The sequence below is a fragment of the Martinezella sp. CNPSo 3959 genome, assembly GCF_057784355.1.
In genome coordinates this window covers 40,506-66,604 of sequence record NZ_JBXSOV010000005.1, presented here as the reverse complement: position 1 = coordinate 66,604, position 26,099 = coordinate 40,506, and the positions used below count along the sequence as shown (strand labels likewise).

Here is a 26,099-nt window from a genome sequence, read left to right as displayed (position 1 = left end):
CGGCCTTCATTCGGTGCTGGTCAGCAATTTTTCAGAGCGCCGCAGCGCTGCCTGCAGCTGGCGCGCGACTGAAAAATCAGCGTCTTCGGCGGGAGCGTCGTCCAGATGCCGTGTCGGGATCTGAGACAGCAAATAGTCTGCCAGTTTGGAAATCGTCGGGTAACGGAAGGTGACGGAGGGAGAAACATCCATCGCCAATTCCGCCGACACCTCCTTGAAATACTGGATCGAATTTATCGAATCCAGGCCGAGATCGGATAGGTTCGCCTCAGGTGAAACCGCCTTCACCTCCATCATGGCAGCCAGTTTTCCACTTAGACGGGCGACCAGCGCCTCCCGGCTTGCATGACCTTGGCGGCTGGCCGGCGTGTTGGGGTAAATTGCTGCAATGTCGATCGGCTTGTCAGCTTCTCCATTTGCGACAGATGCGGCTTTCCCGGTCCGCGGAGCGTGGCGCCGGTCCATCGCCCGCACATATTCCGCGAAGAAGGGCAGCTTGCGGATGGCTCGGTTGATCCGGGAAAACTTTTCCCAGTCGACATGGAACACCGTGCTGGAAGGGATCGATCGTATCAACATGGCCTCCAGGACACCGAGGCCGGCGGAGGGGGACAACATGTGGATGCCGACAGCGTCCATGAACGCCTTATGGCCGTGGGCAACAGCCATACCGACCTCATCCCAGTCGGTCCAGTGAATCAACTGAACAGGCTGGTTCCGCCGCTGGCGCAACGCCGCAACTGCATCCAGCGAGGCGTTGGCGGCAGCATAGGCCCCGAGACCGTTGACCTGCATTCCCTCGACCGAAGAGGTGGACGAAAACAGGCAGAAGTAGCGCAAGGGGTCGTCCGCCGTGACTCTATCCAACGCATAAGCTCCGACGAACTTCGGACTGATGACCTCGATGAGCCTGTCTTCTGTCATATCGGAAAGCGGGATGGCATCCGTAGTAATCCCGGCGAGATGGAAAACACCGGTTATCGGCTGCCGAAGCTTCTTCCTGACCTTGTCGAAGGTCTCAGCAAGTTGATCCGGCTGGTCGATGTCCACTTGCATGTAATGTAACATCACGCCCTGCCTACCGAGTTTGTCGGTCAGCGCCTCGATGGAAATGGGAGCATCGAGATCGGGATGCTGCAGGATTGCCGTCACTGGCTTCCGTCCGATGACGATCAGCTCGGTGGTCCCTTTGTCGACCAGCCATTGCAGCACCTTGAAGCCGATACCGCCGAAACCTCCGGAGATAACCATGCAGCCGGAAGCGTCGAAGTCGCGTTCGGGGTCCGCGAGTGCTATGGGGATCAATCGCTGGACCTGACGCTCCTGTCCCTGAAACGCCACTTCCGTTTCGTCGCTTCGGCTTCCTATTTCGGCAAGGACCTGCTCCATGATCGCTGGGCTCAGGCTATCCACCTTGATGATGGATGCCTGGAATTCCGGATATTCGTAGCGCAGGAAGCTGAAATACTTGGATAGGAGCGCGTGAACAGGGTCCTGCTCCGCAGGCTGCGCTAAGGAAAGGAAAACCACCTTCGGCGGCGTTTCGACTAGATTACCGATCAAAAATGCCATCCAGCGATGCAGCTTCTGGCTTTCCCAGCGAAGATGCCGATCCAGCTCCTCGTAACTGCAGGTTTCGATATCGATGCGGGATGGCACATAAACCAAGCAGCCGATGCCGCCAGAGCGAATCCGCTCCAGAAGGCCCCGATAGTCAAGCCCTTGCCTGCCGAGGATGACATCATACTGCCCGCCTTGCTGAACATCGTCCCCGATGAGGCAGGTCTGGATCCTCACCCTACCCCATTGGCGGGTTTCGAACATTGCCGGATCTTCCGAGATCACCATGAGATTCCCAATGGGAATCTGGGTCTGGACCAGATCGCGATCCAGCGCCATTGCGAACCATTGCACGTCGAACACGGCGTCGCTGATCAGCGTCTCGACCGCCACGCCATCCTGGACCGGATCGGGGCTGGCATCCATCTTTTCCGGAACATCCCGGCCGATCCAATAGCGCTTTTTGGCGAAAGCATAGGCCGGCAGCGGCACGCATCGCAGGCCCGCCTCCCGAGCATGGAGGTCTTCCCAGGGTATATTGGTGCCATTGACCCAGAGGAGAGCCAATTTCTCGGGCCGTCCTCTGTTCAGCAAACTGCGCAGATAATCCCGATCTTCCTCAGCACTCAGATCGAGATCGAAGCCGTTACCTTGCCCAACGGAGGTTTCATACCAATCCTGTCCGGCAGTCACGTCTCCATCGCGCTCGAGATAGGCCTTCAAGACTGCCAGCAGCTCGGTTTTCCCGGCCGCGACGAAGGCAAGGCGATGGGGGAACAAGGCGCGGCGGGTTTGCAGAGTATGGGCGATCTCCTCGAACCGCCAATCATGCTCTGCCTCGTCCAGCAACCAGCGATACAGATTGGCGGCCAGATGTGGTAACTGTTCCGGCATATGGGCCGAAAGCGGAATGACCAGCGACCTGCCGGGATCGAGCGCCTCGGACGGAGCGCTCTGCTCGGGCGCCTCCTCGAGAATGACGTGGACGTTCACTCCACCTGCGCCGAAAGAGCTGATGCCGGCATATCGGGGATGAGCCTTCCCCTCATTTATCGGCTGAGCCCAGGCGGCTTTCTCCCGCTGCACGTAAAACGCAGTACGTTCGAAATCGATATTCGGGTTTAGGCGATCATGCAGCAATGAAGGTACCAGCGTCTTATGCTGTAGCTGCAGGACCGTTTTCGTGAGCTGCGCGATGCCGGCGGCAGCTTCGCCATGCCCGATATTCGACTTCACCGAGCCGATGGCGCAATATTGCGTCCTGTCGGTGTACTGAGAATAGACATCCATCAGCCCCTGGATCTCGATCGGGTCGCCGAGCGTCGTGCCGGTGCCATGGGCCTCGACATAGCTGATATGTTCCGGGCTAATGCCGGCCTGGCGAAGCGCGACTTCGATAGCCTTGGACTGAGCAACCGGATTTGGCACCGTGTAGCCCTGGGTTTTGCCGTCGTGACTTACGCCGGTTCCCTTGATGATCGCCAGAATGGGATCACCATCTGCCAGCGCCTGCCGATAGGGTTTCAGCAGGATTGCACCGACCCCTTCGCTCGGCACATATCCGTCGCCATTGGCGGCGAATGCATGGCAACGGCCATCACTGGAAGCGAAGCTGGTGGCACAAAGGGTGAGATACTTGCTGGGGTGAAGCGACAGATTGACGCCACCCGCCAGCGCGAGCTCACATTCCGAGCGCTTAAGGCTCTCGCACGCCTGGTGAATAGCCAGCAGCGACGAGGAGCAGGCGGTATCGACAGTAAAGCTCGGGCCGGTGAAGTTGAAGAAATACGAAACCCGATTGGCGATGGAGAAGGTTTGCGAATTTGCCAGATACGCCGGGGCTTCAGCGGCTTCGGCCATGATCAGCTGATAATTGTTGAATGTAACCCCGGCGAAAACGCCGATATTTCGCGCCTTCCGCTGCCATTGCGGCCCGATATGCCCTGCCGTTTCCAAGCAGTCCCAGGCCGTTTCGAGGAAAATTCGCTCCTGCGGATCCATGAAACGGACATCCTGGGGAGAGAGTTTGAAAAAGCCGGCATCGAACTGATCGACGTCGTCGATGAACCCGCCCCATTTGCAATAGAGCTTGCCCGGTAGGCCTTTTTCCGAATGAAATAGCGGGCGATAGTCGAACCGCTCTTCTGGGATCTCGACAATGCTGTCGGTTGCCTCGCACAAGTTCTGCCAGAAGGTTTTCAGGTCTTTGGCGCCCGGGTATCGGCCGCTCATCCCAATGATTGCGATATCGTCATCCGCCGACGGCTGTTGGCTGGGCTGCGGTGAAACGGATACGGCCGGCTTGGTGTCAGCAGCAGGACTGCGAACTGGATCGGCCCCGGCAGCAACAACGGACGGAGTGGTCGCCCGCGTTCCTTCCGGTCTCGCATCCTCGATAGTGGCAGCGTGCCTGACGCTCAGATGGTCGGCCAGCGAAGCGAGGGTCTTGTACTTGAAGAACAGCGTAGCGTCCGTATTGCCCGTCCATTTTTCCAGCTGCTTGTTCAATGCGGCGATGAGGATCGAATCGAGCCCCAGTTCCTCGAAATCGGCATCGGCGCCGATCCTGTGCGCGGGAATCTTGGTCGCTTCCGAAATCAGCCCCGTAAGCACAGCCAGCGTATGCTGCTGCAGATCCGGCCGGCCGGCAGCCGGTATGGGCTCGAGCTTGCGTACCGGGGATGGAACAGGCGCTTGCGCCGTGGAGACAGTTTGCGGGAGGTGACGATCGGCCGATACCGGCTCCAACCAGTAGCGTTCGCCGACGAATGGATAGGCCGGCAGGCGGACGCGTCTCGGTTTCGGCACGCCGTAGAGCCTCTCCCACTCGACAGGCTGACCGTTCACCCATGATCGCAGCAATTCCGCCGACGCCGCGGGGTTCGTCCATTGACCGATCAGCCGGTCCAGTTCCTCGGCGCCGATCCCGTTGGAGAGGCTACGCAAGTTTCCCTTCGCCACTCCTCTGTAAACGCCGTCAGGCTGCCTCTGCTCGTCGAGGCAAGCCTGCAACGTCCGCTGAAGTTCTTCCTTCGAAGACGCCACGAAGCCCAGGCGCTCCTTCATCGCCTCGCGCCCTACCTGCAGGGTGTAGGCAATCTCCGTTAGCGATGCCGTGCCGTCCTGCATGAGGAAATCGAGAAGATCGGTGATCCTGGCGTCGAGCCGGTCTCTGGTCTTCGCCGACAGCACGATCAGGTTCGGACCACCGTCCTCTTTCCATGGGGAGCGCTGCTCGTGCCGATGGTCGATATATTCCTCAAGCACGACATGGGCATAGACGCCGGAAAACCCGAAGGAACTGACGCCAGCACGCCTCGGATGATTGCGTGGCGCCTCCCAGCGGATATTCTCACGATTGATGTAGAGGGCGGAGTTTCCAAGCTGGATATAGGGGTTGAGCTCCTCGTAGAACGGCATGGCCGGGATTTCCCCGTGACGCATCTGCTCGATCACCTTGATGACGCCCACGATTCCCGCCGAGCCTTCGGTATGCCCAAGATGGGCCTTCGCCGATCCCAGCGCACAAAACGCGGTCTGCGGCGTGAATTCCTGGAAGGCCTGCGTAAGCGCGGAGACTTCGATTGGATCGCCAAGCTTGGTGCCGGTGCCGTGCGCCTCGATATAGCCGAGGGTCGACGGATCTATTCCGGCGTTCTTCCAGGCGGAAACGATGACATTCTTCTCTCCCGACACGCTGGGCGCGGTGATCGAAGGCGTGAACCCGCCATGCAGGGCAGCCGATCCTTTGACCACGGCGTAGATCCGGTCACCATCCCGGACGGCCTGGGCAAGCGGCTTCAACAATATGCTGGCGATCGTTTCGCCGGGCACATAGCCATCCGCCCTGGCATCGAAACTATAGCTTCGGCCGGTGGGAGAAAGGGCCCCGATGCTCGAGAAATATCGATAGTGATGCGAGGACAGCAGCAGATTCACGCCGCCGACGAAGGCCATCTGGCATTCCTGGCGCTGCAACGAATGGCAGGCCTCGTGCAGGGCGACCAGCGAGGCGGAGCAGGCGGTGTTGAAGGCCAGACTAGGGCCGGTCAAGTTCAACAGGAAGGATACGCGGTTGGCGATCACCGTTGGCGCGTTGCCGACACCCTGATGCGGGTTGATAGGCCCATTCAACTCGGCGATCCGATCCATGTAATCATGTGAGCACGCCCCGACGAAAACGCCGGTCTTGCTGCCACGGATCTCGTTGATGAGCCCGGCATCCTCGCCGCAGCGATAAACGCTTTGCAAGAGTAGCCGCATTTGCGGATCCATCCATTCCGCTTCCTTGGGCGAAATGTTGAAGAATTCGGCATCGAAGCGATCGACGCCGTCGATGAAGCTGCCCCATTTGCAATAGGTCTTGTCCGCGATTTCCCTGTCTTCTTCGAACCAGGGCCTGTAATCCCAATGATCCAGCGGAATTTCCTTCATCATGTCCTTGCGGGTTCTGATGGCCTCCCAAAAGGCATCGACACCTGCAGCTTCCGGGAAGGTTCCGTCCATGCCGATGATGGCGATATCCTGAAAGCGTCCGGGGAATTCCGATGCAGCGGCGGGCGCATGCGGATCGAAGCCGAAATTTGCCGCGGGCGAAGAGCGGGCCGGCTGAACGACTTGGGATACGGCCGGCGGTTCGGCATCCGCGGCGATCGCCAAATGTCGCGCCAGCACGTCGCGATGTTCCCGATCAAGATAGGCTGCAAAAGCATTGATCGTCGAATATTCGAAAAATACGGTGGGCATTAGCTCCAGCCCGTATTTCTGGTTCAGATCCCGCACGAAATCCATCAGGACGATGGAGTCGAACCCATATTGGCTGAACTCGACATCCAGCTCCAATTTATCGGGAGCAAGCTGGATCGCGCCGGCAACCTCCTCGACAAGTAGCTTCTGGATATCATGCAGGCTGCCGGGCCTACCGGTGGTCTTTTCCGTTGTCGCACCAGCCGCGATGGCTGCAGGAACTGGTTGAGGTGCTTCGCCACGAGAAACAAATTTCTTCAGCCTGTCCGTTGCGCCGTAAAGCACCAGCAGCTGTCCGTAGCCCGAATTGAGTCCGTGGTAAAAAGCCGTCAAACCGTCTGGTGTCGGCAAGGGCCACGCTCCCATCGTTTGCCGCATCAAGGCCTTATGCGTGTCGCTCAAGGCCATGCCGCCCTCTTCCCAGAGGGGCCAATTAAATGAGAGCGTTCGGCCTGACCGCTTCCCTTCATTTGCCAGCTCGTTTCGGTGGGCCGCGAACGCATCCATGAAGGCATTGCCGGTGGCGTAGTCGGCTTGTCCGGGATTGCCGAACACGGCGCTCATGGACGAAAACAGCACCAGGAAATCCAGGCCGAAATCCTGCGTTGCCAAATCGAGATTGACGGTGCCGGTCACCTTGGCGGCGAGGACCTTCTCGAATTCCGCTGCACTTTTCTTGCCGATCAGCTCGTCGGAAATGATGCCGGCGCTGTGAATGATGCCGTTAAGCTGCCGATACTGCTTGCCGATCCGCTCGACCAGCGCCCGGACTTGCCCGATGTCGGAAACATCCGATTGCAGATAGTCGATGCGGTTAGACTGTCTCTGCAGCCCCGCCAACTGCGCCTGCTTTTCGGGGTTCAATGCGCTGCGTCCGGTCAATATCACCCTGGCATTGGCCGTCTGCCGGAGGATGTCTCTGGCGAAGATCAGACCGATGCCGCCAAATCCGCCTGTGATGAGATAAACGCCTTGATCCTTGAGCAGAATATTGGACAAGGTCCCCTGCGGCGGTACCTCTTCCCAGTCCAGCACCAGGCGCTGACCCTGCCGATATTTGATCACAACGTCCTGCGGCGCATCCGCGCCGGCCTGCAACTGCTCTGCCAGATCCCGCGCCGCGACGCCGGGTGGCGTCAGCAGGATCTGCCCGCATATGAAGGGGTGCTCCAGCGCCGCCGTTTTCAGCAGTCCCGATAATCCAGCAAGAGCGCGGCTTTCCCCATCGTTGGGAACCACGATCTGCACGAGCACTTTTCCTTCCGGCTTGGAAGCGGCGACCGATCGGATCAGCTCGAAACAGGCAAGTGCGTGCTGGGTAAAACGCTCCGCCAGATTATGTTGCGAAGATGATAGAACCTGGCACCGCGCGTCTGGCAGCGATGCCTGCAATTGCGCAGCATCCGCCTCTGGCATGTCGCAGAGCACGAGGTGACGCCGGGCATAGGAATGCGCCATCTGCCCGGTGGCCGGCGATGCTGCACGCCATGCCGGCGCGAGGATCAGGCCGGCGGCCTTGTCGGTCGACTGCGATGGTATCGCGGGCTCCTCGCCGAGACGCCGGAACGAAAACCCCCGCAGGCGAACGCGGACGCGGCCCTGCATGTCGGTCAGATCGACGTCGAGTTTGATGACGTTTCCATTCTGCGGGTAATCGGAGGCGTAGCGCACCCATGCATACATTTCGCTGGTGCACGCACCATGGATATCGATGGATTCAAGGGCAAAGGGCAGCGAAGGACCACCCGCGTGCTGCTTGCTGTCGGCGATGAGCAGGCTGGCGGCCTGCAGAGCGCTTTCCATCAAGCTCGGATGCAGCACGTAATCGCCTTGGCTATCGGCGACCACTGCCGGCAACGCCAGCTTGGCGAGAACATGCGCGTCGTCACGGTACAGGCCTGTAACGCCCCGGTAAAATGGGCCGTGGAAAATTTCAACCCGCCGGAACGCGGCATAGAAATCTTCCATGTCGATGCCGCTCGGCCGCATCCGGGCGAGCTGCTCCTGCAGCCTCAGCGCATCCGGTTGCGGCCCGGCGACGGTCGAAGCTCGTCCACGGCAATGAACCGTCTTGCGCTCCCCGTCATGGCTATGAATCTCGAAGTCGATCTGGTCCTGCGGCGCGGACGATAGGACAACACTGATCTGCCTGGGCGTTTCGACGACGATGGGCTGTATCCAGACGACGTTCTTCAGCTGAACGAACCGGCCGTTGCCATGCGCGCCGGCGGCGTGCTCGATCGCGGCTCGGACAAGCTCCAGATGCGCGACACCCGGCAGAATGATCCTGCCCTGTATCTTGTGATCGGCCAGGAAGAGTTCCTGGCCGCTGAAAGTCGAACGATAGCCTTGACGGTCGCCGCTCGAAACATCCGTGTGCAGCAACGGATGCAGCACCGCCGGTTGCGGGGCGGCCACCACCGGCTGCGGCGCATCTTCGGCGGTCCGCCAGTACCTGTCCTTGACAAACGGGTAGGTCGGCAGCGGCATCCGCTGCAGCCGGCGCCCGTCGTAAAGCGACAGCCAATCCATCGTGGCGCCTGCGACCCAGATCTGCGCCAGTTTCTTCAATTCCCGCTTCGCCGTCCATTTCCGGATCATGTCGCCGGCATCGTCATCCGACAGGGACAGCTTCAGATGAGCGGGCGGATTCTTGATATCGGCATAGAGAAAATCGCCAGCACTCTCTCCAGCGCTCACGAAACGGGTGAGATTTTCGATCAGTTCCGCCACTGTGCCGACGACGAAAGCGACCCGGTGCCTCATCATCTCGCGCCCGGTCTGGAGCGTATAGGCGGTTCGTTGCAGCTCGGCCGGGCCGAAGTTGTCTTTGCCGACAAACGCCAAGAGCTTGCGCGCATAGGCTTTCAGCCGATCAGCATTGGCTGCCGAAAGCGGGATCAGAACCTGACCGTCATGAGCATCAGATACGTCCGGTCGTGGATAATCTTCGATCACCAGATGCACATTGGTGCCGCTATGGCCGAAGGAATTGAGCGCAGCCAGCCGGCGCTTGCCATTCTTGGCAATCCAGGGCCTGGTCTGGCTGACGACGTTGAAAGCGGTTCCCTTGAGATCGATCAACGGATTGAGCTCCTTGAAGTGCATCAATCCCGGCAATTGGCCATGCTTCATGGACAGCAGCACCTTGATCAGGCCAATGACCCCCGCCGCCGCTGAGGCGTGCCCGATATGGGATTTGGCGCTGCCCAAACCGCAATAGTCCTGGTCTGCGGTGAACTTTTTGAAAGCACGCACCAGGGCATTCGCTTCGATCGGGTCTCCAAGCCTCGTGCCGGTGCCATGCAGTTCCACATAGCCGATATCGGCCGGGTTGATCTGGTAGCGCTGGTAGACGCTGGTGATCAGCTCTTCCTGCGCGGCACCGTTAGGCGCCGTGATCCCGTTGCTGGCGCCGTCCTGATTGATGCCGGAAGCCTTGATCACGCCATAGATATGATCCTTGTCGGCAACCGCGTCGTTGAGGCGCTTGAGGACGACTATCCCCACCCCTTCCGACAGGACCGTGCCATCGCCGGATGCATCCAACGTATGGCAACGCCCTCTTGGGGAGAGCATTTCGATTTCAGACGTGCTGACGAGCGCCAGGCGGTCCAGTGCCGCATGCACGCCGCCCGCAAGTGCCATGTCCGTTTCATGGTTGCGCAGGCTTTCGCATGCCAGATGAATGGCAACGCCCGAGGACGAGCAGCCGGTGTTGACGGCAAGCGCCGGCCCCTTGAGGTTCAGGTAATACGACAGGCGCGAGGCGACCAGAGCCTCCGAGGCGCCGGTGAAATTGCTCGAGGCGTATCGCACAGGTTCGGCACCGACGAAGACGCCTACCTGCCGGTCGGATAATGTCTTCGGATCGTATCCGGCATCCTCCAACCCCTTCCAGCTTTCCTGGAGGATCAGGCGCTGATGCGGGTTCATCGATTCGGCTTCGCGAGGCGAAAGAGAGAAGAATAGCGGGTCGAAGGAGGCTCTGTCCTTCAGAATCCCGCCCCATCGGCAATAGGTCTTGCCGGACTGCCTTACCTCACTGAAATATCGCTCTCGATCCAGGTATTCGGCCGGCAATTCCACGACGCCGTCGCGGCCCTCGATGAGGTTTTGCCAAAAGCTTTCGACGTCCTCGGCCTCCGGAAATTGCCCGGATATGCCGACGATCGCGATATCGTCCGGCCGGCTTGCGGCGTTGCCGGCCGCCGTTGTCTCCGAAACATCCGCCTGAGGCGCTCGCTCCTCCCAAGCGCTTGAAGGCGCGGACTGTATGGAGGTCGCGGAAGCTGCCTGATCCATGTCGTACGGTGCGTTGTCGACGGGAGCGTCGTCATGCGGTCCGGCCGTTTGTGCCGATGCCCGGACGAGCCGTTCGGCGATTTCGTCCCGATGGTTCTGCAGAATATATTTTGTCAGGCGGTCAACGGTCGAATAGTCGAAAATGATGGCGGTGTTGAGCGAGACCGCCAAGACATCCTTGAGCCGGTTGACGAAGTTCACGCCCAGGATCGAATCGACGCCGTAGTCGGCGAAGGGTACGTCCTTCTTGATACTCTCCCCTGACACCTTCAGCGCGTCGGCCAGAGCGCTCAAGACATGGACTTCGATGTCAGCGGCCGAAACCGCTGCAGAGATGGGCGAAACCGGCCTATCCGCAATTTTCACCGGCGCGGGCTGCCGTTGCGGTTCTGGCTGGTGGACCGGCAGACGCTTGATCGCCGTTTCTTCTGCCTGATGCGGCGCGACCCTTTGCCGAATAACGCCGTCGCTTTCGGCGACCAGAACCTGCTGTCCGAGGCGCCCGGCGTCCGGTTCGGGGATGAAGATGGAGCCGAAACCTTCCTGGCGCAAAACGGACCGCCAGCTTTCGACATCGAGCAAAGGCGAGCCATGGATGCGCAATTCCTCATCCTCATACCGCCACCATCCATCCAGCAGACCGAATGTCAGCGTGCCGAAGAGCGATTTCTCGGTGAGTTCGTTGAGCAGCAGAATGCCGTTCTTCTTCATCACCGCCTTGGCATTGCGGAGGGTCTCCCTGATATTCTTCGTGGCATGCAGCACATTGGTCGCGATCACGACATCATAGGCTCCGAGATCGATATTCTGCTGTGCGGGCGGTTCTTCAACATTCCACAGCCTGCACGCCAGAAAGGGATAGTCGGCGCCATACTGTGTCTTGCCATGCACCAGGAAAGCGTTGGAAATGTCGGTATAGCAATATTCGCGGATATGGGATTGAAACTGGGCGATATGGGGAAGAACGATGGCTGCCGTCCCGCCGGTGCCGGCGCCGATCTCGATGATGCGGATGTCGCCTTCGGGGCGCTGGGCCACCAGCAGGGCCAGATAGGCTTTTGCCGTTTCCGCCACCTGCATATTGAAAAAATCGGCCCGCTCGTTGTGCTTGTATATACCTTCGACTTTGTCGAGCGACGCATTGGGGAAGATGATATCCGTTGCCAAAACGGCGCCGCGCAAGATGTCCGGCAGATGCTGCAGGCATTCGTCGATCAGTCGAACGACCGCCCGGCTTTGCGGGTCCTGAAGATAGGACGTCTTGCGTGCTTCCCACGATACCAGGAACGCCTGTTCGGCGTCGCGGCTATCGAAAGCCGTATAGCCGGAAAATACGACCTGCCCGTTCTCATGGCGCACGTAGCCATGCCGCTCCAGGATCTCCAGGCAGCACTCCTTCCACCAGCGGGCATATTTATCCAGCACTCCGGCCTTCGCGCGGAGATCCTCGACCGATCCGGACGAATTGTCCGGTCCGGTGAAAACCCCCAGCTGACGGATCTGCAAGAACAAGCGTTTCGATATCCACTGATCCAGCTCCTCCAGGGGATTCGGCTTCGAGAGAATATCCACCTTAAGCTTGCTCATAATATTCTTCCTTCAAACGGGCAAAGAGAGAGGGATTCGCTTGCGACGAGAGATAGCTGACTTCGTTCTGCCTCAGGCCCATCATCTCCTGCAGGGGTTGCGATGCGGGCATGCACAGCAGCTGGTCCGCGCCGCCCCTCTGCAGTTGGCTGATGAACCGATCGAAGAAGCGCGTGCCGACCTCGTCCTGGATCAGGCCGAATCTCGCGGATAGCGGCGCTTCAAGCGGCGTCCCCTTTACGGTCGCTTCCCAATATCCCCAGTTGATGATGCCGACCGGGAACCGGCTTTGATGGCGCTGCGACCTGGCCGCCGCATCGGCAAAGGTGATACCGGTCGCGTAACCGGCACTGTCCTTGGCGGACAGGAACGAGAAGGACTGGACCGACGAGAAATAACACAGGAAGTCCAGCGGTTCGTCTCGCAGCGCGGCGTGAAATTGCCGGCTGCCGGTGATCTTGACGTCCAGAATATCGGTAAATTCCCGCTCGGTCGTTCCGGCGATCGAATTCTCGGGATGAAACACGAGACTGGAAAAGAGCGCGCCGTTCAGGACCGGATATTTCTGCTTCACCTTGTCGATGGCTTGCCTCAGCGAAACCGCCTCGGTGACATCCGCCTGTACGTACCAGGGAGATGCTCCCAGCGGCTGGAAGCCCGCCAGCTTCGCCTGCAGCGCCGGATCGGTTTCCGCCGTGCGGCCCAGCCACACCACCTTGGCACGATACCGTTCGATCAGGTGGCGGGTGACGATCTGGCCGACTGTTCCAGAACCGCCGGCGATCAGATAGACGCCTCCTTCCCTCAATCCCGGCGAGCTGTTTTCCGGGTCCCACTGCCATTTCAGGAAGGATTGCTGATAGCGGCGGCCCGCCTTGATCTTGATCACCGTTCCGCGGTCGGACGGCGCCTCGTCGAGCATCATCTTCAACGCCGCCCGCCGCAGCGCATCATCGGCGAAATCGCTGCGGGTGAGGTCGATGTTTCGGACCAGAAAGCGACGGTCTCCCTGAGCCAGCGCGTAGGCCAGCCCCGACAGTCCGCCACCTTCAGGCTCGCTCGGCGCGTCATCCGGCTGATGGTTGTCCAGCGTCAGGATGAAGCAATCGGCCGCCGTGCCGGCCTTATTGTACTGTTGCAGTGCTTTCACCAGGCGCAGCAGCTGGATTTCATTGACGGCGGAATACTGGATCTGCCGGTCGTCCTTCTCGGCTAAAGTTCCGGTCCCGGCTAGGAAGAAAATGCGGTCGGGCGTATGCGCATCCTTCAGGCACATATGAAAGCCATCGGCATCATCGATATCGCAGGTCCACTCCGTATCCGAAACGCGCTGTGTTGCCTGACCAAGACGAATCTGGACTATGTTCGCGTCAGGATGACTTCTCCGGCACTCCGTCAGAATATCCTTTTCCAACTGGAGTGAGGTTTCTCCATATACGAGCAGAATTTGCCTGATTGGACGATCCTGCCGGACAGGCTGCGAGACAGGCTGTTCATTCCACACTGGACGATAGCTGACTTGATCCCAGGACGAGCTTTCGGTGTCCTGCGGCTTTGTGTCCTTGGTGTTTGTAATCCCGGCAACCGCCGTTCCGTCGACGGTCGGGAATGCCTTGATCGACATCGAGTGCTGCAGTTTCGCAAGCAAGCTGCCTTGCCCGCCGGATTTCACGTCCCCGGAGGAGTCAAGACTGCCTTCGGGCGTCCAATAGCGATCACGTGCGAAAGGATAGGCGGGCAGACTGATACGATGAGGTCTGTCCTCGCCATAGAGCTTACTCCAATCCGGGTTGAGGCCCTTCACCCACAGTTCGAGCAGCTTGGGATATTTCCCCTGCGCGATCCATCGATCGATGGTTTCCCGCAGATCCGCATCGCCCGAGAAAAGCGCGATGGTCTCGTCGTTTCGCTTGACCTGCCCATGCCAGAGATCTTCCAAACCCTGCTCGTCGGCCAACCACGCCTGGAGCGTATCCGACAGCTGCTCGAGGGAACTGGCCAGAAAGCCCAGCCGCTCCTCCATGGCTTCCCGGCCGACCTGAAGCGTATAGGCCAGGTCAGACAGAACCAATGTCGGATTGTCCGCGATGAACGTTCGGAGATTTTCAGCCACCTCCCGCAGGCGCGGCTCGTTTTTCGCCGACAGCACGATCACGCTTGCAGCATCCCGCGACGCGGCAGCCTGACGGCCCTCGCTGCGGTCGTCGAGATACTCCTCGATGATGAGATGCGCGTTGGAACCGCCTGCGCCAAACGACGATATCCCGGCGATCCTGGGTATCCGCCGGCCGTCGATCACCGGGGCTTCCCAATGTCTCAGCGACTGGTTGACCACGAAGGGCGTGCGATCGAAATCGATATTGGGATTCAATACCGACGAATGCAGCGAGGGAACGATCTCCTGATGTTTCATCTGCAGGAGGACCTTTGTCAGCCCGGCAATGCCCGCCGCCGACTCACCATGGCCAATGTTGGACTTGGCGGAGCCAAGGAAGCAGAAGCCGGTATCCTTGGTGAACTGGCCGAATGCCTTGGTCAGTCCGGCAATCTCGATGGGATCGCCGAGCTTCGTGCCGGTGCCGTGCGCTTCTATGTAGCTGATATGCCGCGGATCGGTGCCGGATTCCGCCAATGCGCGCCGGATCGCGGCGGTTTGCGCCTGCGGATTGGGCACCGTGTAGCCATTGGTCTTGCCGCCATGATTGAGGGCGCTACCCTTGATGACGCCGTAAATGTGGTCCTGATCCCTTTGCGCGTCGGACAAGCGCTTCAGCACCACGGCGCCGACGCCTTCGGCGGGGATATAGCCGTCGCCGCCAACCCCGAAGCTCTGGCACCGTCCTTCGCTGGAGATGAATTGTCCGGCGCTGAGCATCAGGTATTTGTTGGGGTGAACGGTCGTGTTCACGCCGCCGGCAATCGCCAGGCTGGTTCGCCTCTGCTTGAGATCCTGGCAAGCCAGGTGAATGGCCGTCAGCGAGGAAGAGCACATGGTGTCCAGCGTCATGCTGGGACCATGGAGGTTGAGGACATAGGACACGCGGTTGGCGATGCTGGCCAGGCTGACCGCGAAGCCCATGCGATTGCCGCGCAAGCTCGCTTCGGCCCCGAAGAGCTGATATTCCCCGTACATCACGCCGACATAGACACCGACCTGCCCTGCCAGATCCTCCTCCTCGGCCAGCTGCAGGCCGGCCCGCGTATAACCCGCGTCCTCGACCGCCATCCAGGCATGCTGCAGGAACAGCCGCTCCTGGGGATCGGTATATTCGGCCTCCCTCGGCGACATGTTGAAGAAGAATGGATCGAACTCATCGACGCCCTCGATGAAGCCGCCCCATTTGCTGAAGTGGTATCCGATCTGGCTGCGGTCTTCGCTGAAATAATCCCGCCAGTCCCAGCGCTCCTTCGGCACTTCCGTGATGCAGTCCTTCCCGTCACGCAGGTTCTGCCAGTATTCACGGATACCGAAGGCCTGCGGATAGCGGCCGCTCAAGCCGATGATGGCAATCGGCTCGTCAGTGACGGCCGCGAGCGAGGTGATCACAGCCGGAGCAACTTGTTGCAGCGGACGTCTGCTCGACAGCGACGGCGGTGGTGTTCTCTTCGAAACATTGGGCGTTGCGACCGCCGCCGTGCGGCTTTCGGCTTGCTTTTCGGCCGGCTGGCGATCCGCCGGCGCGAACAATCCCGCCAGCTTGTCGGCATGCGCGCTAACAAAATATTCGGCCAGTTCGCGAATGGTCTGATATTCGAACAGCAGCGTCTTCGACAGAGGCCCGAAGGTCTTCTCTAGCTGATTGGTCAGATTGACCGTCAGAATGGAATCGATCCCGTATTGCTCCAGCGGCGCCTGCGGATCGATGCGCGAGGCCGGCAGCTTCAAGAGCGCTGACAATTGCTTGCCAAGGAAATCCTGCATTTTCTCCTGCAGACTGTCGGACGCAGGCAGTGTCGTCGGCGCGGGCGACATGGCCGGTGTCGGTGCCGGCGCGGCTTCAGCGAGCGGCGGCCGCGCGGGTATCTCTTTGTCAAACAGCACCTGACGGATCAACGCCAGGTCACCCTCCATGACGCCGACCTGCGCATGGCCCGAGCTCAGGCTCTGGTAGAAGGACAGCAATCCGATCTCGGTCCGCATCGGATGCATGCCGATCGTCTCGCGGATTTGCCGCTGGGCGGCTTTGTCCACCGTCATTCCACCGTTCTGCCAAAGAGGCCAATTGACAGACAGGGTTCGCCCACGTCTTTCACCCTTGGCCACCAGCCCGTTCCGGTAGCCGGCGAATTGATCCATGAAGCCGTTGGCGGCGGCATAATCGGCCTGGCCCATGCTGCCCATCGCTGATGCCTGCGAGGAGAACAGCACCAGGAAATCCAGATCGAGATGTCGGCTCGCCTGATCGAGATGCCAGGTGCCGGTCACTTTCGGCGCCAGAACACGGCGGAATTCCTCCGCGGTCTTGGTGAGGATGAATTGATCGGCGATCATTCCGGCGCAATGCAGAATGCCGTTCAGGCGCTTGTATTGGCCCTGAATGGCGCTCAGCAGGGCAGTCACCTGCTCGGCATCGCAAATATCCAGCTGCCTGTAATCGATCGCATCCTTTCGGGGAGACAGGGCCTCGAGCCCGATCCGCTGTTCCTGCGTCAACGGCGCGCGTCCGGTCAGAACAACCTGAGCATTCGGAACCTGCCTGAGGATCTCCCGGGTGAAGATCGTGCCCAGGCCGCCCAGTCCCCCGACGATCAGGTAAACGCCCTGATCCTGGAACACGACGCCGATACCCGCCTGCGCCGGCTGCTCCTCCCGCCAGCGCAAGACATGCCGGACGCCGTCGCGATAGCGGGCGACGGTCCCTGACGAGGCGCGCTGGTTTTCGCGCAGGCGATCGGCCAGATCCTCGGCGCCGGCCTTGGGATCGACAACGACCAGCTGACCGGCGATCAGCGGATTTTCCAGCGCCGCCGACTTCAACAAGCCGGACAGACCGGCAAACACCATCCGCTCGGGATGATCGGGGACGACGACCTGGAGGAGCACCTTGCCTCGGGGCTTGCCCTTGAGGATGCTCTGGATCTGTTCGAGGGAGGCCAGCGCGTATCGGCTGTAGCGCTCCGCGACATCCTCGCCTTCCGTGGCCTGAAGCAGCACGCAACGGCTGTCAGGCAGGCGTCTCTGAATATCGGCCGGCGTGATGCCGGGTATCTCGCAGAGAATGACATGGTGTTCATTCCAGACGGCATTGCCCGCCGGCGCCGGGCGCGGCTCCCATGCCGGCACGGCAAGCAGGCTGCCCATGCGTCCGGAGGTTATGCCCGCATTCTGGCTGGAGCCGAGCGCCCTGAACGAAAGCCCCCGGATCTGCGCGCAGAGCTGCCCGTCCTGATCCATCAGATCAATATCCAGTTTGGCTACCTTGTCCTTGGGTTGGCTTCCCTCCGCGAAGCGCACCCAAGCGAACATCTCTCTGGTGCACGGCGCCAGCACGCGCAGGGATTCCAGTGCGAAGGGCAGCGAGACCTGGTTCGGAACGTCGGCGAGATCGGCGAGAAGATTGACGGAAGCCTGCAGCGCGCTGTCCATGAGGCTGGGATGCAGCTCGTAAACCCGATGGTCGTTTTCCACCACGGCAGGCAAGGTCAGCCGGGCAAGGCATTGCTGGTGCCCTAACCGGATGGAGGCAACCCCCTGATGAGCAGGCCCGTAATTCACGCCGGCTCGGGCGAAAGCCGCGTAAAGATCGTCGGCGGTCATATGTTCAGGTCTCATTCCGGCTTGCAATTGGCGGATATCCGCGGGAGACGATCCCGTCTGATGGCCGAAGGTCACGTTCCCCTGACTGTGGACAATCCGCTCATCCGCCTCCAGGCTGTAAACCTCATAGCCGATGAGCTCGCGGCCATCCGGAGACGGCATGACGGACAGATCGATGGAAACACTCTTGCTGGCCGCCACCGCCAGCGGCTGCAGCCAGACGGTATCCCGCAGGTCCAGAACGGCGGCTTCCGGCCGCTCGGGCATGGCCTGAATGACGGCGGCGCGCACCATTTCCAGATAGGCCACGGCCGGCAGGATTTTCCGCCCGTTGATCTCGTGATCTTTCAGGAAGAACTCCTCGCCCGTGAAGACGGAGGTGTAGCGCTGCTGCGCCAGATCGGAGGTGTTGCTGTGCAATAGCGGATGCAGGACCTCGGTTGCGATTGCGGCCTTCGCCGGACGCGGCTCGACCGCCGCATCCACCCAATGCCGCTCTCTGGCGAACGGATAGGTGGGCAAGGCAATTCGCTTCGAGCCCGGCGCGAACAATGCGTGGAAGTCCAGCTCGTATCCCTGGACATAGAGCTCCGCGATGGTGGCGAGATGTTCGAGATAGCGAAGGTCGTCGGAGCTATTCCTGCATTCCTGAATGCACTGGTTTCCGTATTTCTTCAGCGATGCCTGCTCCCGGACCTTGCCTTCCGGCAGGGCCGCATAAATCCGGCTGTCACGGGCGGGCTTTCCCGTTACCGCAAGCCCTTGCTCCAGCAACTGCATCAACTCCGCCGGACTGCGGGCGATGCAGGCGAAGCGGTGAGGAAGATGCATGCGGCCGACAAACAGGGTGTGGCTCATGTCGTTCACCGACACGTCGGGCGTCTGCCGGCAAAACGCCAGCAGATTGCCCACCTGCTGCCTCAGCTGTTCAGCCGTGCGCGCGGAAAGCACCACCAAATAGCCCGGGGCCTCGATCGCCGCCGGGCGCGTCTCGGGCATTTCCTCGATCACCATATGGGCATTGGTGCCGCTGATGCCGAAGGAGCTGATGGCGGCGCGCCGGCGCTCGCCCTCGGCCACATGCCAGTCCGACAATTCCGTGCAGGGATAAAAGGGGCTGGATGGGAAGTCGATGGCGGGATTTGCCCTCTCGAAATGCAGTAGGGCCGGAATCTGGCGATGTTTCAGCGCCATCAGGACCTTGAGAACGCTGGCGATACCGGCCGCGAGCGTCGCGTGGCCGATATTGGCTTTGACCGAACCGATCGCGCAGAACTGCTTCCTGTCGGTATATTGCCGGAACGCGTCGGTGAGCGCCTTGAACTCGACCGGGTCGCCCATTCGCGTGCCTGTGCCATGCGCTTCGATGAGCTGAATAGTTTCCGGGTTGATATCGAACTGCTCATAGACGGAGAGCTCGAGCCGCTGCTGCGATTGCGCGCTCGGGGCGGTGATCCCGTTCGTACTGCCATCCTGGTTCATGCCGCTGCCAGCGATCACGCCATGAATGGTGTCCCCGTCTCGCAATGCATCCTGCAAGCGCTTCAGGACGACGACGCCGGTGCCCTCGCCCGGCACGAAGCCATTGGCGCCGGCATCGAAGGCGCGGCATTTGCCGTCGAGAGACAGCATGCCGGCACGATTGGTGACCTGATGGTAATCGGGCTTCAGCTGCAGGAACACGCCGCCGGCCAGCGCCATGTCGGTCTCGCGCGACCAAAGGCTCTGGCAAGCCAGATGGATGGAGACCAGCGAGCTGGAGCAGGCCGTATCGACCGAGATCGCCGGTCCCAGAAGGTTGAGATAATAAGCGATCCGCGCCGGGATCACCGATGGCGCGTTACCCCAGAAGGCTTGCGCCGGCGGCTCATCGGAGAAGAACTCGGCATATTCCGAGCGGCTGCAGCCGGCGAAAACGCCGCAGCGCATCTTGTCCATGCCCTTGCCGGCATAGCCGGCATATTCCAGCGCCGTCCAGCAATCCTCCAGGAATATGCGCTGCTGCGGGTCCATGTACATGGCCTCCAGCGGCGAGATCTTGAAGAATGCCGGATCGAACAGATCGACGGAATCCACGAAGCTGCCCCTGCTGCAATAGGCGGTTTCCGTGCTGCCGGGACTGATGCATTCGCTCTTGTTCCAGCGGGATATCTCCTTGACCAGGTCCTTCCCGTCCCTGAGATTTTCCCAGAAGGCATCGACCGATTCCGATTCAGCGAAGCGACCGCTCATGCCGATGACGGCAATCGGCTCATGCGCGAAGCCATGCACCCGATCCGCCGTCGCGCCTGCAGCTGCCGGGATACCTTCGATCTTCGCTTGCTCGGCCGTGTACCGCGTTTGCGTTAACTGCGCTGCAATCGCCGCGCCCCAGACGGACAGCACATAATGGCTGAGCTTCTCGACCGAGCCGTAATCGAACAAGTGATTGGTTTCGAGCTCGACCCGGAGGATGGCGTTGACGGATTGGACGAGTTCCGCACCCATGATCGAGTCGATGCCGTAATCCGCGAAGGATGCATCATAGTCGATCAGGTCCGGATCGATTTCCAGTGCGGCGGACAGCTTCTCCGTGATGACCCCTTGTACATGATCGATCGCCATTTGCCCGGTGACGACGGGCAAATCCGGTCGCCGGGCTGCACGATCGGTCGATATTTCGTGTGCGGGCTGCTGCTGTACAATGGGAGAGCCGGATTCCGGATGACGCAAATCTGCCGCAACGCCTTTTCTCAGGCCATTGCCGTCATATTCGAAATGATACTGTTCCGGATTGAAGTTGCGCCATTGTTTCAGCTCTTCCAGCGTGCCGGGGAAAACCGCGACATTCTCACCCTGTTTGGTCTGATACCAGGACGAACATCCGCTCGAGAACGATCCCATCCGATTCCTTTCCCTGACGAACGCCACGAATTTCTCGGCCTCGGCTTCCCTGGCCTCCACGGACTTCACGTGATTGGCTTCGCAGTAGCGGATGATCTCCAGCAGGTTCTCGCAGCTATGCTCATATATCGCCGTGATCGAGGTCGCATTGGTGCCCGAATTCGGCCCTGAGCCCAGGAAGAAATTGGGAAAATGAGGCGCGGCGATGCCAGCATGGCTTTTGGGGAAGTTGCCGAAATAGTCGTTGAGCTCCAGCTGGTTGCGTCCCCGTACCGTGATCCTCGGCTTGAATTGGTTGAGATCGTAACCGGTGGCCAACAGGATGATGTCGAAGGCTTCCGCGTCGTTTTCCGTCTCGATGCCGGTGGCAGTAATTCGCACGGCAGGCACGGTTTTCAGCGCGACATTGTCGGCGCGGATCTGGCGATGATAGGTGTGCGACATGCAGGGCCGGCTGCATCCGGGCGAGTAATCCGGCACCATATCGATCTCACGCAGCCACTGATAAAACGAGCGCCAGTCCTCATTCATGTCGCGGGAGAAGTACCGCTCGACCTGCGTATCCGGATGGAAGGGATTGAGCTGAACAGGATCGTTGGAAACGGCGTAGAATTCATCGGCCGTCGCCAGGTATTCACTTCGATGCTTCAGCCAGAATTGATAATCGCTGCCGAGTTTCTGCTGGGTTGGCCGACCATAAGTGGCTCTTGGATAGATGTATTTGGGTGAGCGGGCATAGACGACCAGCCTTTCTGCTATCGGCTGCAGCGCTTCCACCAGCTGTATTTGTGTCGTGCCGTTGCCGATGATGGCAATCCGTTTGCCTTTGAAATCCCAATCGTCTGCGCGGCATTCCAGCGCATGCATCAGGGAGCCTTGGAATTCCTTCATTCCCGGAATGTTCGGGATGTTGCCGACGTGACCCTGACCTTCATTCGCCGCATGAATATAATATTTGGCAGCTATCGTTTCGTCATTTTCGAAGGTCAGCAGCCATTGTCCGGAGTCTTCTTGCCAGTCGGCTTCTTTGATCTTCCTGTTGAAGGTGATGTGGGAGTACAGATCGTATTTGCGTGCAACCGTCTGGAGATATTCCAGAATGTCGGGCTGCTTGGCCCAGATGTCGCCGGTGAAATGCTCGAATGAATAGGCATAGGCCAGCATGGGAATATCGCAGCCGCATCCCGGCCAGCGATTGACATACCAGACCCCGCCGACATCCTCGTTCTTCTCTATAATCCTGAAGGGAATGTTGGCCTTCTTCAGAAACACGCCCATGCAGAGCCCGAATAGCCCCGCCCCGCCGATGATCACCAGCGGGGGCTGACCGGACGCTGCAATAGGCTTGGCTGATGATGACGACACGACGATCTTGCCGTCGCCAGACGTCTCATCCCTATCGCCTTCGCGGGCTGCATGGCCACGGCCTATCGGAGCGACCGCATGCCTGTATGTCTCTCCGGCAAAAGGATAGCCGGGCAGGCTGATGCGCCGCGGCCGATCGTCGCCGTAAAGGCGCTGCCAGTCCACATCGAGCCCATCGACCCAAAGCTGCAGCAATTCCGACAGCTTTCGATCGGCAAGCCATTCCTTGACGGCTGCCATTGTTCCGCTGTCGCGAGCGAGAGCCCTGGCACGCTGCGGATCGGGTCTGGCATCCGTTCGGAAGAGGTCTGCGACATCCCCTGCATCGTCAAGATAGGCACGCAGCTTTGCCTTCAACTCACCGAAGGAGGCAGTGATGAGACCCAGACGATGGGTCATGGCATCTCTGCCCGTCTGCAGCGTATAGGCGACATCGGCTAGCTCCACTTTGCTTCCGTCATTGCCACCCACCTGCAGCCGGCTGATCGCGTATAGGAGATCGTTCGCCTTCTGCCGTAGCTGCTCCGCCGTGCGGGCCGATAGCAGAATGGCCACTTTGGCGGGCTGGTCGCGCCGAGAAGCGAGCTCTCCGATATGTTCGGCAGGCAGATATTCCTCGATTACCACATGGGCATTGGTCCCGCTGCGGCCAAAGGCGCTAACGGCGCCCAGGCGAGGTTTACCTTGCGTCCGATGCCACTCCCGGACGGACTTGTTGATGTAGAAGGAACCATTCGCTCGATTGAAATGAGGATTTTCCTCCTCGCAATGCAGGCTGGCCGGTATTCGATTATGCCTCATGCTTTGCAGCAAGCTGACAACGCTGACCAGCCCGGAAGCGGCCATCGTGTGGCCGAGATTGCCTTTACAGCTCGTAATGGCGCAACTGCCGGGCTCTGCCCTCGGCTCTTTCCTGCCGCGCAGCATCTTGAACGCATCATGCAAAGCATTCAGCTCGACCGGATCTCCAAGCTTGGTGCCGGTGCCGTGGGCGACGATATGGCCGATATTGTCGATGTCGATCCTGTGGTCAGCATAGATCCGCCCGACAAGCTCGGCCTGCATCTTGCCGTTCGGGGCCGTGACACCATTGGTCTTGCCGTCGAAATTGATGCCGCTGGCCTTCAGGACGCCGTGAATAGGGTTTCCATCTGCAATCGCCGCCGCCAGCGGCTTCAGCATCAGCGATACCACGGCTTCCCCGACGCCTATGCCATCGGCATTCGCGGCAAAGCTGCGGCACTGTCCGTCGGATGACAACATACCGGCGCGGCTCATGGTGACATAACTGTGAGGCGAGAGTGTCAGAGCAACACTTGCGACGAGGGCCGTATCGCATTCGCCCTGCCGTAAGCTCATTGCGGCCTGGTGCAGCGCGACCAGGCCGGAGGAGCAGGCAGTATTGGTGACAATCGCCGGACCGTGAAGATCCAGAAAGTAGGAAAGACGAGAGGCGATCATCGCGGCACCGCCAGTCGTGATTCCGCGCCACCCGACCAGCATCTCGTGCTGACTTTCCTCCATGCCGACGAAAACAGCCGTCCTCGATCCCCTGATTGATTGCGGCGACAGGCCGGCATCCTCGATCGCCCGGTAGCATTCCATCAGCAGCAATCGCTGCGCCGGGTCCATATCTTGCGCTTCCCGGGGCGAGATATCGAAGAACAGTGGATCGAAATGCTCGATATCTCGGATGAAGCCGCCGCGGTTGGTCGTAATTTTATTGTCGGGATCGCCGGGGGCGATAAAATAATCGCGCCAGTTCCACCGGCTTTCAGGAACCTCTTTGATAGCGTCCCTGCCATCGGCCAGCAGCGTCCATAATTCATCGACCGTATCGGCATCGGGAAAACGACCCGCCATGCCGATGATGGCGATAGGCTCCCGTCGCTGCCTTTGGTCCTCGGCCGGCGCGTGAACTTGGCGAACCGGAAGTCTTTCGGACGGAGCGGCGGCAACCGCATGAAGCAGGTCCGTATCCTGCATCCCACCTATCTTCGGCGCCGAACGATAAAATGCCTGCAGATGATCCCGGTGTTGGTTGACGAAATAATCGCTGAGCTGATCTATCGAGATGTAGCTGAAAAACAGCGCCGGCGTGATCTCTATCAAGAAATGTGCGGTCAGCTGTTGCGCAAGCTCGGTCAGGTTGATCGAGTCCAGACCATATTCGGCGAGATGAACTCCCTCTTCCAGCCTGTCGATCGCGATCTTGTAACCGTCGGAAATCAGCCTTTTCAAATCCGCCGCGACAACTGCTTTCAGCTCGTCATCAGGCACATCCATCGTCTTCTTGGCACTGGGCTGCGAAGCGACTGCAACCGGTTTCTCGCGGCTCACGGTAACCTGCTGATGAGGCGCCTTTTCGTAGAAGCGTTGCAGCAAGGACGTTATCCGGCGTGGATCGCCGATCATGACCAGCGCCTGGGCGCAACCGGCTTGCACGAGATCGCACCATAGAGGAACGCCATATCGGGCAGATAAAGCTCTCTGACCGCTCGTCTTCAGATAGAAATCGGCTCGCTCCTTGTTGCGAGCGCCCATTCCTCCTTCCGCGCCGTCCCATAGGGGCCAGTTGATGACAATCGTCTTTCCTGGCAAAGCCTCGTTTTGCTCGCGATACGCCCCGTAACCCATCTGAAAACGGTTGGCTATGGCATAGTCGCAGCCGCCAAAATCCCCGAGCAGCGCAGCAGACGATGAGAAATAGCAAATGAAATCCAAAGGCTGCTGGCCAAACGCCTGATCCAGTAACAGCGTCCCAATCGTTTTTGGTCCCATTACCTGCCGAACGTCAGCGGCGGATTTCTCGAAAAACGCCTTATCGGATTCGACGCCAGCAGCGTGGATTATGCCTGTCAACCGAAATGGCAGCCGCAGAGCCAGAGATTTCAGAGCGGCTTCGTCGCGGACATCTACCGCTTCGTAGACCGCCTCGCAGGCCCCGAGCTGTTTTAGCTCATCAAGCTGCTTTCGAATGGCATCGGTAAGTGGCCGCCGTCCCACGAGCATCAATTTTGCCTGATAATGGCTGGCCAGATAGCAGGCGAAGGCGAAGCCCAACGCACCCAAGCCGCCGGTAATCAGATATCCGCCATATTGTTTCAATGCAGCGGCTTGGGCCTTTTGCTCGATCTCAACCGCCCGAACCGAAAGCCGGTAGGCTTGCTCGCCCCTGAACCACGCTATGCTTTCACGAGCCGAAAGTGCCATTGCCTGCTTCAAATCGATCGCAATATTCTCGCTGTAGACGATCGAAATGACGGTGGTCGGATAATGCGGTTTCAAAGTGCGCTGAAAACCGATCCAGGCGTAGTCCCAGCATGAATCCGGGGACTGTTGATCGTAGTGTCCCAGCAGCGTCAGCTGCGATATCTGGCCGGCGAATGGCTTTACGGCTTTGAACAAGGTGAACAGTTCATGGATACCAACCTCGCCCTTGCCTTTCGACCAGGCATAGACGACCGACCAGGCCTTATCCGCCTCGCCGACGAGTCGACGGAACAATGTTTGCAGCTGCACTTCGTCGTTGGCCCGGCAACAATACAAACGATCGGAAAGTTTCTGAAAGCGGTCGCCGCGGATAACATAGATTATATCGCCGGCAAGTCGGGCACTTGCATCAACTGGCGGCTCGTTCAGCCAATTCTCATCCGAGAAGACGATCGTCCGTCGGGCATGGGATGCTTGAACATGCACCTCTGTTTCAGAGGTAACTAGTGGCACTTCCTGCCAATATTCTTGGAAAATGAGCGGTGCCGACCCACCGTAGTACAGGTCGTTATCGATAGTACCGGCCCTTGCTTTTGTCTCGGCACTCTTCCCCGAAGAGTTAGACTTGACCCTGGCGAGAAGCTGTTCCTTTTCATCGCCCGACAATGTTTCGAATTGCCGG

The 26,099-nt window shown here is 59.6% G+C and carries 2 protein-coding genes; both read right to left on the bottom strand.

From position 1 onward, the window contains the following. Positions 1-6: 6 nt before the first annotated feature. Positions 7-12,198: an SDR family NAD(P)-dependent oxidoreductase gene (locus AC13RE_RS14070; protein WP_488563367.1), complete on the bottom strand. Its 12,192-nt coding sequence runs from the start codon at positions 12,196-12,198 to the stop codon at positions 7-9. Further along, a complete protein-coding gene (locus AC13RE_RS14065; protein ID WP_488563366.1) occupies positions 12,185-25,903 on the bottom strand; it encodes an SDR family NAD(P)-dependent oxidoreductase in 13,719 nt (4,572 codons plus the stop codon). The genes AC13RE_RS14070 and AC13RE_RS14065 overlap by 14 nt, the downstream gene beginning before the upstream one ends. Positions 25,904-26,099: the final 196 nt, after the last annotated feature.